The organism is Endozoicomonas euniceicola (genome assembly GCF_025562755.1).
GTDB lineage: Bacteria > Pseudomonadota > Gammaproteobacteria > Pseudomonadales > Endozoicomonadaceae > Endozoicomonas_A > Endozoicomonas_A euniceicola.
The window spans coordinates 6,416,300-6,430,144 of sequence record NZ_CP103300.1 but is presented as its reverse complement, the minus strand read 5'-3'; the positions used below and the strand labels follow the sequence as shown (position 1 = coordinate 6,430,144).

The window sequence follows — 13,845 nt, the reverse complement described above, 5'->3', positions numbered from 1 at the left end:
TATAAAGGATTTAAAATGAAAAATAATGATAAAAAAAATGGTAAAGTGATTTCTATAAAAGCTAAAAAAAACAAAGGTGTGTCAATGAATACAGATGATGACACTTCTAATAATGAAAATGTAATTGTTTTTGAGAAAGCAATGTATCGTCCTCAGTCAAACCTCTTATACCAGGGCAATCAATATATTGAGGCATTGCCACTTGTTCCAAATGTTCCAGATTTTATAAAGAAGACACAGTCTGAAATAATTTGCTCAGAAGAACAAAGAATATTACCTTTTAATAATAAAAAAGAATGTTGTTATGGTCTGCTTGACTTCTTTCATATTGATTATGAACATTATCAACTGTTTCAGAAAATAGATTTGGCAATTAGGCAAGGATACTACTTAAGAACGACGAGAGATCATGCATTAGGTGGTATTACAAATACTGGCTTTTGCCTTATAGGTATCAGTGATTGTGGAAAGACGAAGAGCATGATCAAAGCTTTGAAGGTTTTTCCAGATGTCATTATGCACGATACAGAGCTGTATCCAGATTTAGTAACTTATCAGTTGCCTAAGGTGGTGGTGCAGGTCTCACATGATGGTGATATTGATGGTCTTTGCAATAATGCTTTTGAAGGTTTTGATAATATATTAGGATCGATGTACTTTGAAAGATACTCTGATCTTTCGACGAATAAAAAAGTCAACAAACTGAAATTTTTATTAAAAAAACATGCCGTAGGGGTGATTGTATTCGATGAAATTCAGCTTTTCCTGCAGGGGAAAAAGGATAAGGTGACTAAGGCTAAGAATTTTTTGATATCATTTTCACAAAGAATCGGTGTACCTTTTATTTGCATAGGTACACCAGAAATTCGAAATGCGAAATTGACACTTGCTCAGGATAAAAGGATTACTGGTACTGAACTTATGCATTGGACAAGAATGCAAGTTAACAAAGAAAGTAAAGAAGGTGAAGTGCTGTATAAAAGTGATTGTGAATTTATGCAGTTTATGACTAATTTATTTTCTTATCAATGGACCGACTCTCCCCTTATTTTAACTCAGGAAGTAGCTGAAGAATTTTATAGAAATACTGCAGCAATCAAAGGATTGTGTGTAAAATTATATATTTTGGTGCAAATTAAAATTATCGAAAGTGAATGGAAGTGTTTTAATATAAATAAATCATTGAGTGCTGGGGATGTTGATAAGGCAGTTCCTGAATTGATTTCTTCTAAATTGATTCGATCTATATCAAAAGTTGCATTTGGCAAATTCCAGAAAAAAATTGACACATTGGTTTCTTATGATAGCCAGTTGAAAAATAGTTCAAATATTGTTTCTGATGAAAAATTTTTTGATGACAATGAAGATATTGATGTTAGGGCGTTAGATGTGAGAGAAATCGGTGATGAGATATTTCCTGATAGAGAGAGTGCACCTGATAAAAATGAAAAAGAAAAACATTTCAGGCAGCTGCGTGATCAAATACATTCGAGAAATTCATTATCTGAATACTTGAGGAATATAATGAATGTTTCAGAAGCAAAATCAATATCTTTAGCTGAATATGTGTTAGTCAACAATGCAGGTAAAAATATGAAAGATCTTGTCCGTATTGCACTCGATCTGGATATTTCAAGTATTGAGTCTATAGAACTGCTGTCACCAAAAGTTAATAGAGAGGAGGTTTGCCTTCTTGGTTGTGACACAACTATGATAAGAAATACTCTTACTAAAGGATGTACAGCCAAAGATATTTATCACGGTTTATTAACTAATAATCTAATTGCAGATGTAAAAAACCTTTAATTCTAATAGTTTATGAAAAATAGAAATATTTTGTTAGGTATAAAGTCAAAAAGAAAAATTGACTACTCTTCACACTATCTAGAGGATATGCCTTTATCTTTGTTTAAACAGTTGGAGTGCATAGGTAAACCACCTTATAGAATAAAAATAGTTGGTGGCTTGCTAAAGAAAACGGATGGTAGTTTATCAATAGCCGTTTTTTTTGCGAATAACAGTGTAGAAAAAGTTGTTTTTTTTCCACTTGCGTATTTAAGGCATATTTATCCTGGAAAAGAGTTCATATCAAAAGCAATGGAGTCTATACAGAAAGCTAAAGATGCTTTAGAATTGGAATTTTCACTATCGAGTTCTCAATGGTGTCGTTATGCTGATTTACCTATCAAAATAAAAGATTTTGTTTTAGCAGCAAAAATTCAACCAGAAGATTATTTGCTAGATAGCCAAGTAATCATTATTAAAAATAGAGCAGTGAAAATATTTTTACCGACAACTGAGCTTGTACGAAAGCTATTTGTTGAAAAAGCTCTATATGCGGCAGATGTCTTTATGCCTGATCATATTTCAAATCAGGTTTTGTACCACAGAAAAAATGGTAATACGCTGGATATTCATCTATCGAATGAGTGTGACAGGGTAAATTTAACGAAATCAAAGGTTATGCTTTTGGCCAGGAGGCTGCTATGTCCTCCATTTTCATCATTATTTGCTAGCGTTTATCAGAATATGATGACTAATAATAGTCGCGTTAAGCCGGTAACCATTAACATACCTGAGTCAATATTTCTGCTAACACTCACTACTACAGACTACGTTAGATTTTCTGACAATATATTTATATCAAAACTGGATATTTGTCGGCATAAAGAACCATTACCGGTTAGGTCTGTATCTATTAGGCACCGTGGCTATTATTATCAATTCCCTACACCTCGGTAGATATTATTCCATTAATTTATATATCTTGCGACTCTTATCCATCAGCTATAATGACATTTGCTCAAATTCAAGCTCTTTTTTCAAGACTCGAATGGATTTATGCTGTATATAAACGACATTCATATATTATATGGCGTTCGATGAATTTGATGAAATAGGGTCTAACTTGTTGATATATAACATAATATTATTACGCTTAAAAATAGCATTATAATTTTGGCGTTTTTTGTTGGCCTTATGCAAAATTACGATTATTTCTTTAGACTCTATATGAAGAAAGTGCTCTACAGCTACTATAAATAGCGGATGATTTTCCGCATTATAATAGGCTCATGACATCACTATCGGAAATGGTTCATACAGTTCGGCAAAGTACTCATTCAACGCTTGTGACTCGGCAAGGGCATTGGCACCACCGGCTCCAAGGTTGTGAAGTGAGTTCAGGTAGGATACGTAGGTATTATGTGACATAAGGTCGACAGTTTTAAGTTAGATTTGAAATAGATTTGGTAGTGTATCGGCACGTTATCGGGTGGGTAGAGCCTCTGCTCCGGCAAATGTTATGACATCGTCAGATAAAGCGTAGTATTTCTGAGCCTGCCTGCATCCCATTTTAGGTTCTGTCTGCCACACTCTTTGGCAGGTTGTCGGTGGCGAAGCTTTAATAACTCCTCGCTGTCGTTTACCATTCAGTTCGCTCCCTGTGTGGTTCTGGTGAGGCTACCTGCTTAATAGCTTTGCCCCAAGAGCTCAAACCTTAGTTTGTTCTGCAGCATGTCCTGGTCGGGGTATCTGGATATGCAGAAGCCTGAATCACATTAGATATATCGGCACCTCAACCATTACTCTTGTGAATCTGGATAACACAAACCGCTCCTCTGATTCACTGCTCGCACTTACGCTACCGCCCGTCAACTTTGTACAGCCATTTACAGGCTGACGGGCGAAAGTCTAATAGCGTCGTGCAAATTGTCATTTGGAAAGTAAATAGTTCGATTGTGCCAGAATTTGTGTGGGCTTGATAGCGAGAGTCGGTAGGGGCTTATGCAGAAATTAGGTGCCAAATATGCAGCTTGTTTTTTTGTTTTTTCACCGTTAATTCTCCTCAGAACACTGATTCTCCTCTGTACTCGGCGTTTTTCATAAATGAAGTGGTTATATAGTTCTCCGGATAGACAAATTTTCGATACAGGTCGGGCTGTGCAGTCTAACATCCATCATCAGTGATTAACCTAAATTCAGCGGTTAACCCCTGAGCTTCTGAGTAACTCCTCCGGTCTCGCCACTTGCACAGAGTCAAGCTGGTGAGGCTGTTTCAACCCTGACCAGCTTGTACCCCATTTCTTCTGCACGCTTTTTCATATTTTTAATCACTCGGTCACGATACTGCTCCTCGTAGTAATCCTGACCTCGCTCAACATATTCTGATCCATTTTTCAGCATGCTATAAATCAGTCGTGCAAGTTTGTGTGCAGTCGCTGTAATCGCTTTGGGTGCACCCAGCTTACTTCTCATCCGGCGATAATAGGCTCCTAGGGCACTTTTTGAATTTACCAGTGTCAATGCGGCCATCCTCAGAGCTGAAGCAGCCCTGTTTGGAATCCTTTTGGTCTTACTGCTTAACACCTTTCCCCCGGATATTTTGTTTCCGGGACTCAGCCCCAGCCAGGAACAAAAGTGCTTCTCTGTCGGCCAGCGGTTCATGTCCGTCCCTGTCTCAGAAATAACTTTCAGGGCGGTATTTTCTTCTATCCCCTCGATCGCTGTCAGATCGACCCCGGTCATCCTGTAAAGGTGAGCTCTTACATCAAAGCCGGGGGCGCTGGCTGATTTTCTCTTTGCAGGCAATGAGGCGCTTTCGACCTGATCATCGAACTGACTCAGCTGATTCTCAAGTGCCTTATCACAAGCTTCGATTTCCTTTTCGTAAAAATCATAAAGCTCAACGGCCTGCTTCAGAGCAAACAAATGCTCTGCCCGATAGTGTCCATGCAATGATTTAGCAATGACTTTCTCTGATTGCTTGCAATGGGAATCACGGTGGCTCGCCAATACTACAGGATCGCGCTCACCCCTGAGGATGGAACGAATGATGCTCATCCCGGTTTTGCCGGTAACATCCGAAACGACATTATCCAGCAGCAGGTTCATTTGGCGTAAGGCTTTCTGCATGTGCTGTATGTGCGACGCTCGATAGCGGATCAGGGTTTCACGTTGGCGCATGTAAGCACGCAGAGCGCACACCTGATCTTCAGGACGAAAAGCACCTTCAAGCAAGCCATGTGTATGCAGTTGTTGTAACCACTGGCAGTCCTGTACGTCACTTTTACGACCAGGGACGTTTTTAACGTGGCGTGCATTCACCAGCCTGACTTCAAGCCCGTGCTCTTCAAGCATTTCGAAAGCAGGAATCCAGTATATTCCGGTGGACTCCATGACTACGGTGGTAATCCCGATACATACAAGCCACTGGGCCATCATCTCGAGATCAGCAGTGAAGCAGGCAAAAGACCGGACAGGCTTATCATCCAGCTCTTCAGGGACAGCAACAAAGTGGAACTCTGAGCCAATATCAATGCCTGCCGCGTAGAGGTTGACGGTTTTAAGATGACCAGATATTCGTTTTTGTGCTTTAGTGGGTTTTGGGTTGTGCTTCATGATTGCCTACCTATACTCCAGAGCGAAGGCATATCTGGGTATGGGGCTGTCGATCATATGCAGTCTTCCGAACGAGATCGCCAGGCGTCATCAGTGATGCGGTCGCCAGCCTCCCGACCACGCTAAACTCCGGGCACGGGGCACCAGTGTGCGTTCGGCCTTTGGCCTGGATATGCCTTCCTCCTTATCGTAGAACGAAGGCTCAAGGTTAGCTTATTAAAAGAGTTACTCTGGGATGTGTGCCCGCAGGGTGGGCTAGTCCGCTAAACTCTAACCCTCAACAATATTGAGGGCTCGAAGATGGTTCGACCACCAAAACCCACTCCCCCAAAGGGTGAGTTGTCTGAAATGGAAAAAGATCCCTTATCCGTCAAACTCGAAGTCGATTCTTTCGACGGTAAAATTCATGTCGAGTGGGAGCCTGAAGCATCGGTCACCCCAATGGGACAGCTTCCTTTTTTTATACAGTTTTTAAAAACAGGTCACCGATTTGAACCCTGGATTAACGATTGCCCACTAACTTATAAAAGCCCAAACGCCCCTCAAAAAGTGGATGTGATTGGCTCATTAATGCTTTCCATTCTTTCAGGACATAAACGCTATGCGCATATCGGAACAATTATTGGTGATAAAGTAAACGCTCAGTTGCTCGGGATGAAAAAAATTGTCAGCGATGATTCTGCCAGGCGTGGTTTAAAGAAGATTGACGAAGATGAAGGCGTTGAATGGATGCAAAAACACCTCCATCTCTGTTTTGATCCGTTATTAACCATTCCATGGATTATGGATGTTGATGTTACCGTGAAAACCATTTATGGGCATCAGGAAGGAGCGGTTAATGGCTATAACCCACATAAGAAAGGGAGACCCTCTCATACTTACCACTCATATATGATGGCTAATCTTAAATTAATACTGGAGGTTGAAGTCAGACCCGGAAATCAAAGTCAAAGTAAATACTCTTTACCCGGTTTAATGGAGCTATTAAATCGACTTCCAAAACGCTGCTGGCCTGAATTTGTTCGTGGTGATTGTGATTGGGGAAGTGACCGGGTAATGAGCGAATTGGAAGATGCTGGTTGTCATTATCTTTTTAAAATGAAGAAGCACGACAACGTTAAGAAAGCCATAGGGAATGCACACTGTAGCGGAGGATGGGTAAAATACGACAACCATTGGGAGGGAAAAGAATCCGTAATTAAACTGTCAGGTTGGAAAAAAGAAAGACGCATAATTATTGTTCGAAGACGGCGTCCTGAAAATGAAATACCGATGTTGGAAAAAGGAATAAAAGAACGTCAACAAACGTTAGCATTAATAGAAGAGCCAGAAAATATAAAAGCTTACGAGTATTCGGTTCTGGTCACATCTCTTGATAATGATATAGTCTCGATCATTAATCATTATCGCAATAGGGCTGACTGTGAAAATAACTTTGATGAAATCAAAAACCAATGGGGCTGGGGCGGTTATGTAACAAAAGATATGGCAAGATGTCGAATGCTGGCCCGAATGGTTGCCTTGGTTTACAACTGGTGGACGCTATACGTTCGATTGAGTAATCCGGACTCCCATAAAGAATCAATTACCAGCCGTCCCTTATTAATGAGTTCAATTGGCAAGCTGACCCACTCTGGCAACCAAAAGAAAATAAAGCTGACAAGCCAGCATCGATGGATGTATAAAATTGCGAAATTACAAAGTGAACTGTGTGATTTTTTTGATTCAATCAAAAGTATCGCACCGCAGTTGAATCCAATTAACGCATGGTGTCGTATTTTAACGAAAGCGGTCTCAAAATTTTTGAAAAAAGGGCAGGTTATTACGATGCAACCATTAATTCGATCGGGCTAATGACTTAAAAAACGCTGCTCAGAACCGTGAGAAGCTATTCCTAATGGCATGGCTCAGTGGCGTTCAACTGCTGAATTTAGGATTAATGCTTAATTTCGACCCTATGAACGCCAGCATGCTAAAAGGCGGAAGGTGTGCTTTCAATATTGCCGGAAACAAATACAGGCTGATCGTCTGGATAAGCTATCCATACCGGGTTGTGTATGTCCGTTTTTTGGGTACTCATGCTCAATATGACAAAATTGATGCGCAGACTATTTAACGATGGAGATGAAAAGGGTGGATATTAAACCGATAAAAACGACTGAAGACTATCAGTCCGCACTGAAAGAAATCGAGTCACTTATGATGGCCGAGCCTGGTACTTCCGAAGGCGACAGGCTGGATGTTTTGGTTACATTGGTAGAGGATTACGAGCGTCGTCACTGTCCGCTCGACTTGCCTGATCCGGTTGCTGCGATCCAGTTCCGAATGGAGCAGGAAGGCTTGTCTGCTAAAGACCTGGAGCCAATGATAGGCAAACGCAACCGAGTTTATGAAGTACTAAATCGTAAACGTCCTCTGACGTTAAAAATGATCTGGAGACTGCATCAGATGCTTGGCATACCCGCAGAGTCGCTTATAAAGCAACCGCTATAAATCATTCTTTTCTTCCTTGTTCTCCAAGCACTCAACGCCCTGAGTCTGATCTTCAAGATCACAGACAGAGAAGTTTTTTTGCGGTAGTTAGAGTCTTATGATCATTATGGTGTAGACACTCTGGATAAGGAGGAAGAGTTTGGGCTTGGAAGGCATATCAACCAGTTCCGAAAAAAAGCGAAACCCTTTCCCGGAGCCAGACGACAGGAATCGTTCCTGCCCATGTCCAGAATGGTGGATGACTGGCTTTACCGGTTTGCCAGAGGTTTATCCAAATGGCCATATCCAAACACTAAGGACGGAGACTTTCCTGACCCGTACCGGTTTGAAGACCTTGAAAGGAATGGAAAGTTTGCCCCCACCGTTGATGAGCTGATGGCTGAGACAGTGCCTGAGGTACCGGACAACGTTGTTAATCTGGCAGATGCCCGTAAAAAAAGAGCGCAGGCCTGAGTAAGAATCACTTCGCAAATAGCTGCTATTCTTTCCTTTTTCAGTGTTCTGACACTTAAATCAGGCGTGTTCGCACGTAAAAAATGATTTCTGTAACGATTGGTGAGGACTGATCTTCGACGCTATTGGTTGCAGAACCATACTCTTGCCGTGAGGCACCCACCACTCTTCGAGAGTCCTTCCACACAGCAATACCTCTGCTGCAATGATGCCGGTGCATAGTGACACTGGCACAGGGTTGATCAGACAAAGGCTTTTGTACATTCAACCACCCCAAACACTTATCCGGTTATTCGTGATAACGCACCCTGTTTTTTCATCGCTCAGTTCATCGGGCGCAGGACTGGAGTCGCAAGTCAGGGTAAGTGCATTTCCCCAAAGTCATTTCAAGAGACCGCCTCTGATTGTATTGGCATCCGTGCCTTACAGCTCGCCCAGAGTCCAATGGCACTGACTTAAGACTTAATCCCTTGGCATGAAAGGCTTGCCCAAGAACAAATCATCTATAAATAGATGAAGTTAACAGAGCCCTCGAGCAAGCCATGAACAAGTCTAGCCCAGAATATCTAAAACTCGCTGACCAATGTCTGAAGCAGTTTGCACAAACATCTGAAGACGCCTTGGCTTCTCTACTCTCCACAGAGATCCTGAATGCCTTTGAGAAAAAATCGACCTCCAGAGTTAGAGATTATCCAGCCCTGAAAACCCTTACTCTTTTTATGCGTCAGGTGTCCAATGAAGACAAGTCCTGCAGAAAGGTTCTTGTACAGGAGTCACTTGAACAAGCAGCAAATGACGAAGTGTCCGACAAAACCAAGAATGACGCCTACTGCAAAGCACGTAAACGGTTGCCGGAAGATCAGGTAAAGTCATTGTTTCAGATTTCAGGAAAACGACTGGATGAAGAAAGCCCGGAATCATGGTTGTGGCACGGTCGGCGGGTTGTTATTGCCGATGGAACCACTGCTAATATGCCTGACACGACTGAAAACCAACAGCTCTATCCCCAGTCAAAATCCCAAAAAAAAGAAGTAGGGTTCCCTACTGTCAGGATGCTTGCCTTTATCACGCTGGGAAGTGGAGCTCTCATTGAGACAGCCATGGGAGCTTGTGAGGGAAAAGGCAGTGGAGAGCAATCTCTGATGATACAAATGATCCCGAACTTGAATGCTGACGACATTGTGCTTGGCGATGCCATTTTCGAGACGTATTTCATCCTGGCACTTTTGCTTATAGCAGGTGTTGACGGTGTTTTTGAAAAAAATGGTGCGCGTAAAATCGACTTCAGAAAATCCTTCATGAAACTGGGAAAAAAAGATGCTTTATTCAGATTGGAGCGTCCTCCAAAACCACCCTGGATGAGCAGAGAGTTTTACGATCAGTGGACACCGGATCACCTGATTATCCGTGCCATTAAAACGAAGAATCGTATCATCGTTACCACATTGATTGATGCAGAAGCATATCCACGCTCTGACATTAGCGCACTGTACACCAAACGCTGGAATATTGAGTTGGACTTCAGATCCATCAAAACAATTATGAATATGGAGATGTTGCGCTGTAAGACTCCAGCGATGGTGCGTAAAGAAATTTATGTTCATTTTCTGGTTTACAATTTGATACGGGCATTAATGGCGCGAGTGGCCAAAGCCACAGAGCAAGTTCCGAGGGATGTGAGCTTCAAGGCAGCAAAACAGACGCTAAATGGGGCTCGGGTTTTACTGTTATTCTGTCCAAATTGCACTCTCAACCAGGTTCAAGCTCAAATGATAGTTATCATTGGAGAACATAAAGTTGGAGACCGACCGGGACGATCAGAACCAAGAGCTGTAAAGAGGCGACCAAAGGCATTTAAAAAGCTCCAGCACTCTAGGGCTAAAGCTCGTCAACTCAATAAGTACAAGGGGTGAGAGCTTAAGTCAGTGCCATTGGCCCAGAGTCCTCTATTGACTTTTTTACCACTTTTTCAGCGGATTTTTATGGGCAGGCGTGATACCTGGCCCGGCGAACCATTGTGTTACAGGCTGTCCCGTCCGGCTGCTACGTGATGCAGCTCACCATTAAACTTTGCAAAGGGTTTTCAGGACAGAGTTCCGCCGTACGATAAAAGTACGACAACATGATACCCTAGGCAGCCTCGGGCATTTGTGAGGATACTCGAGGTTATATGGTTAGGATAAGGAAATAAGAATGATTCAAAATAGCTTAGCTATTACAACAACGTTTATTGCCTATTTGGCGATGATGCTTGCGATCGGTGTAATTGCTTACAAGCGCACATCCAGCTCAAGCGATTACTTTCTTGGAGGGCGTACACTTGGCCCATGGCCTGCGGCACTGTCGGCTGGCGCATCCGATATGAGCGGATGGTTGCTACTTGGTCTGCCTGGCTACGCCTACGCAGCTGGTATTGAGGCTTTCTGGTTAGCTGGTGGCCTGCTGGTTGGAACCTGGCTAAACTGGCTGGCGTGTGCCAAACGACTGCGTACATACAGTATTACAACGGACGCACTCACCCTGCCTGAATACCTGTCCCGTCGATTCAACGACAACTCTAAGATGATTCAGATTATCTCTGCGTTCTTCATTTTACTTTTCTTCCTTTTTTATACCAGTTCTGGCCTGGTTGCCGGTGGTAAGCTGTTTGAAACCGTATTTGGTTTGGATTATACCCTTGCTGTGGTGGTGGGTACGATCTGTGTGGTTTCTTATACCCTGTTTGGTGGCTTTCTGGCCGTATCATGGACTGACCTGGTTCAGGGTCTGTTGATGGCCGCGGCACTCATGATTGTACCTGTTATTGCGATGCAGGACGGTTTTGGTCAGCTACCGGCTAGCGTAGAGGCAATCAATCCAGAGTTGTTGACACTTTGGTATGACTCTAAAGGAAAGCCGCTATCAGCCATTGCAATTATCTCTTTGGTCGCCTGGGGTCTGGGTTACTTTGGTCAGCCCCACATTCTGGCGCGCTTTAAAGCATCACGCACAAACAAAGATCTAACCACAGCACGTCGCATTGCCGTGGTCTGGTCTGGACTGTCGATGACAGGTGCGATGCTAGTGGGCATTGTTGGTCTAATTTATACCGCCAATGCTGGTGGTGATGTGCTGACCGACGGCGAGAAAATTTTTATGCTACTCGTCAATGCGTTGTTTCACCCCATGATCGCAGGCATCTTGCTGGCTGCCATTCTGGCGGCCATCATGAGTACTGCGGACTCTCAGTTGCTCGTTTCTTCTTCAGCACTTGCAGAAGATTTCTACAAGCAGGTCATCAATAGAGAGGCAACAACAGAACAAGTGGTGATGGTTGGTCGCATAGGAGTCATCCTCCTGTCGGTTATAGCACTGATACTGGCGATGACACCGGATAGCTCTGTGCTTAGCCTGGTTTCTTACGCCTGGGCGGGCTTTGGTGCTGCATTTGGTCCAGCTATTCTGCTAAGCCTTTACTGGTCTGGTATGAATCGTCATGGCGCCATTGCAGGTATCATTGTGGGTGGTGTGACGATTGTCGTTTGGAAGCAGCTGACCGGGGGTATTTTTGATATTTACGAAATTGTCCCCGGATTCATCCTGTCGACAATTGCCATCATAGCCGTAAGCTCTGTGACAAATGGACCGGATCAAGCGGTTCGTGATCAACATAAAGCGTTTGAGAAGAACCTTGTTGAGTTAGACTAACTTTCTCAGAACAGCGCCACTCGGCGCTGTTCCAATACGCATGGTGGCGACACAGAGTTTTTTATTTAAAAACCAACAACATTGAACAGCAATCAACATGTCCTATAGTTAACCCACCTTATTACCTGCTCATCAGGAACCAGCTTTCTACCCTCAGGGTAAAGCCAGTGACGATTATGATGAAAAGGTTGTTCGGCCACACAGGTTAGAGTGTCTGCTGACCCGGCAGTTCAGGCATTCGCAGCAGTGTGGTTTTTCCGGGAATTGGCTGAATGGTCTGTGTCGTCGGATACGCTTGAAGGCTGACAGCGAAAGCTGGTTTTCTATAGGGTTACGGTGTCCACCGTCCCTTCCTTCCTGTCACTTCGGTGAATTTCCTGTCGACGTATAGGTTCTCTGACAAGCTACCACTTGTCTGATGAATCGTACGTCCTTCTCGGCAACTGCTCCTGCGTTGTCCTATCTCCGGCATCCGTGCCGTCGTGCATGGCAGAACACCTCTGCCGTGCAGGGAAGTTCTGCCTTTTGGTTTTAAGGAGAACTTCTATGGTTACCGCTAATGGTGTGCATGAGGGTGATAATGATCTGGTGGCTCGTTTTGCGGAGCGTTATGGCTTCCGTGAAGATGAGTTGCTGAATACGTTGGCACAAACTGCATTCAGGCAGCAAAACGGTGCGCTTCCTTCCCGGGAGCAACTGATGTCTCTGTTGTCTGTGGCAGTTAATCCCTTCATTCGTCAAATATGGGGTGCGCCGTTGTGGCGTGTTTATTCGTTAATTTAAGGAGGAGTTTGCACTGCTTCGAATGTGCATAAAGCGCCGACCTTAGGCGAGGGGGAAATCCCCGAACTGAACATAGCATGGTCGGAAAAGGCGATCTGAGGGCTAAGAGTCAATGCCCTATATCGACGTCAGCTATAGATGCTATGGCTAAACCCATACTGGTTAAAGCCCAGCAATAACAGCGGGTCACTGTGGTGCCCCTCTCGAAAGACTCTTGTCAACGAGATGAGTCCCGACTCCCAATTGCCGCCCAGACGATTGGAAATAGAGTCGAAGCTCGGGACTGCTGGCCAAACCGCAAAGCAGTACAGGTAACATATTGCGGAAAGGCAGCCTAAGGCATCAGGAACGAAGAACACGTAACTGCGGGATTGCCTAAGGGAAGTAATTCCTAAGGTAACGGAGCGGTCGTAGTAGTCAAATGCCTGATGTAACGGTCAGGACAGGGCGAAGGGTCGCAGGTATTAATCAACTGTAGGAGAGACAGTCACAATGGAAGCCGTCTACACGACAACCGATGGATTGGCTCAAATTCAGTTACTTGCAGAGGAAAATTATGGTCAGAAAAACCATGTGAACCGGTGTCTCTATCGGCTGCTTAGTGATGAAGCGGTACTGATTACTGCTTATGAAAACATCAAGAGCAAAGCCGGCAACATGACAAAAGGCACAGACAACAGAACGCTTGACGGGTATTCCCTGAAGGTGATCAGGAAGGTCATTCAGGAACTTGAGGCTGAGAGTTTTCAATTCTCCCCTGTCAGAGTTCAGCCGATTCCAAAGAAAAACGGCAAATTCCGTAAGCTGGGCATAGCGCCACCGCCAGAAAAGGTCGTTCAGGAAGCCATGAGAATGATCCTTGAGGCAATCTATGAACCGTCTTCAGCGACTACAGCCACGGATACCGCCCTGCAAAGAGCTTTCATTCAGCCTTGGAACAGGTCAACAATCACTGGAAAAGTGTTAAATGGATTATTGAAGGTGACATTAAACGATTCTTCGATAACGTTGACCATCATGTGCTGATTA

General features: G+C 43.6%; 12 protein-coding genes. 10 read left to right on the top strand and 2 right to left on the bottom strand.

Annotation, left to right across the window (positions count from 1 at the left end):
- Positions 1-15 precede the first annotated feature (15 nt).
- Together NX720_RS26400 and NX720_RS26395 are read left to right on the top strand one after the other, a co-directional pair.
- The gene (locus NX720_RS26400) at positions 16-1,806 is read left to right on the top strand and encodes a TniB family NTP-binding protein (RefSeq protein WP_262598583.1); all 1,791 of its coding nucleotides are present in this window, start codon (positions 16-18) and stop codon (positions 1,804-1,806) included.
- Positions 1,807-1,818: 12 nt separating this feature from the next.
- Positions 1,819-2,742 (top strand): hypothetical protein, encoded by a 924-nt coding sequence (locus NX720_RS26395; RefSeq protein WP_262598582.1) that lies wholly within the window; start codon positions 1,819-1,821, stop codon positions 2,740-2,742.
- A gap of 330 nt (positions 2,743-3,072) precedes the next feature.
- Here NX720_RS26395 and NX720_RS26390 read toward each other — a convergent pair whose 3' ends face one another.
- Together NX720_RS26390 and NX720_RS26385 are read right to left on the bottom strand one after the other, a co-directional pair.
- Positions 3,073-3,213 carry a hypothetical protein gene (locus NX720_RS26390; protein ID WP_262598581.1) on the bottom strand — a complete coding sequence of 47 codons (141 nt, stop codon included), beginning with the start codon at positions 3,211-3,213 and terminating at the stop codon, positions 3,073-3,075.
- Positions 3,214-4,038: 825 nt separating this feature from the next.
- Complete coding sequence (locus NX720_RS26385) at positions 4,039-5,400, bottom strand: IS110 family RNA-guided transposase (protein ID WP_262597527.1); 1,362 nt, start codon at positions 5,398-5,400, stop codon at positions 4,039-4,041.
- Positions 5,401-5,700: 300 nt separating this feature from the next.
- Between NX720_RS26385 and NX720_RS26380 the strand changes: the two genes are divergently transcribed.
- The 8 genes from NX720_RS26380 to NX720_RS26345 all read left to right on the top strand — a co-directional run bounded on the left by NX720_RS26380 (position 5,701) and on the right by NX720_RS26345 (position 13,842).
- Complete coding sequence (locus NX720_RS26380) at positions 5,701-7,254, top strand: transposase (protein WP_262598554.1); 1,554 nt, start codon at positions 5,701-5,703, stop codon at positions 7,252-7,254.
- 43 nt (positions 7,255-7,297) lie between these two features.
- A complete protein-coding gene (locus tag NX720_RS26375; protein WP_262598580.1) occupies positions 7,298-7,516 on the top strand; it encodes a type II toxin-antitoxin system HigB family toxin in 219 nt (72 codons plus the stop codon).
- A gap of 17 nt (positions 7,517-7,533) precedes the next feature.
- Complete coding sequence (locus tag NX720_RS26370) at positions 7,534-7,893, top strand: helix-turn-helix domain-containing protein (protein WP_262598579.1); 360 nt, start codon at positions 7,534-7,536, stop codon at positions 7,891-7,893.
- Positions 7,894-8,115: 222 nt separating this feature from the next.
- Positions 8,116-8,346 carry a hypothetical protein gene (locus tag NX720_RS26365; protein ID WP_262598578.1) on the top strand — a complete coding sequence of 77 codons (231 nt, stop codon included), beginning with the start codon at positions 8,116-8,118 and terminating at the stop codon, positions 8,344-8,346.
- A 542-nt stretch (positions 8,347-8,888) separates the two neighbouring features.
- Entirely contained in the window at positions 8,889-10,259 is a 1,371-nt protein-coding gene (locus NX720_RS26360; RefSeq protein ID WP_262598577.1) for an IS4 family transposase, read from the top strand.
- 280 nt (positions 10,260-10,539) lie between these two features.
- On the top strand, positions 10,540-12,033 hold the full coding sequence (gene putP / locus NX720_RS26355; protein ID WP_262598576.1) for a sodium/proline symporter PutP: 1,494 nt from the start codon (positions 10,540-10,542) through the stop codon (positions 12,031-12,033).
- Between the two features lie 546 nt (positions 12,034-12,579).
- On the top strand, positions 12,580-12,816 hold the full coding sequence (locus NX720_RS26350; RefSeq protein ID WP_262598575.1) for a hypothetical protein: 237 nt from the start codon (positions 12,580-12,582) through the stop codon (positions 12,814-12,816).
- Positions 12,817-13,308: 492 nt separating this feature from the next.
- Positions 13,309-13,842, top strand: a complete 534-nt coding sequence (locus NX720_RS26345; RefSeq protein ID WP_262598574.1) for a reverse transcriptase family protein — start codon at positions 13,309-13,311, stop codon at positions 13,840-13,842.
- Positions 13,843-13,845: the final 3 nt, after the last annotated feature.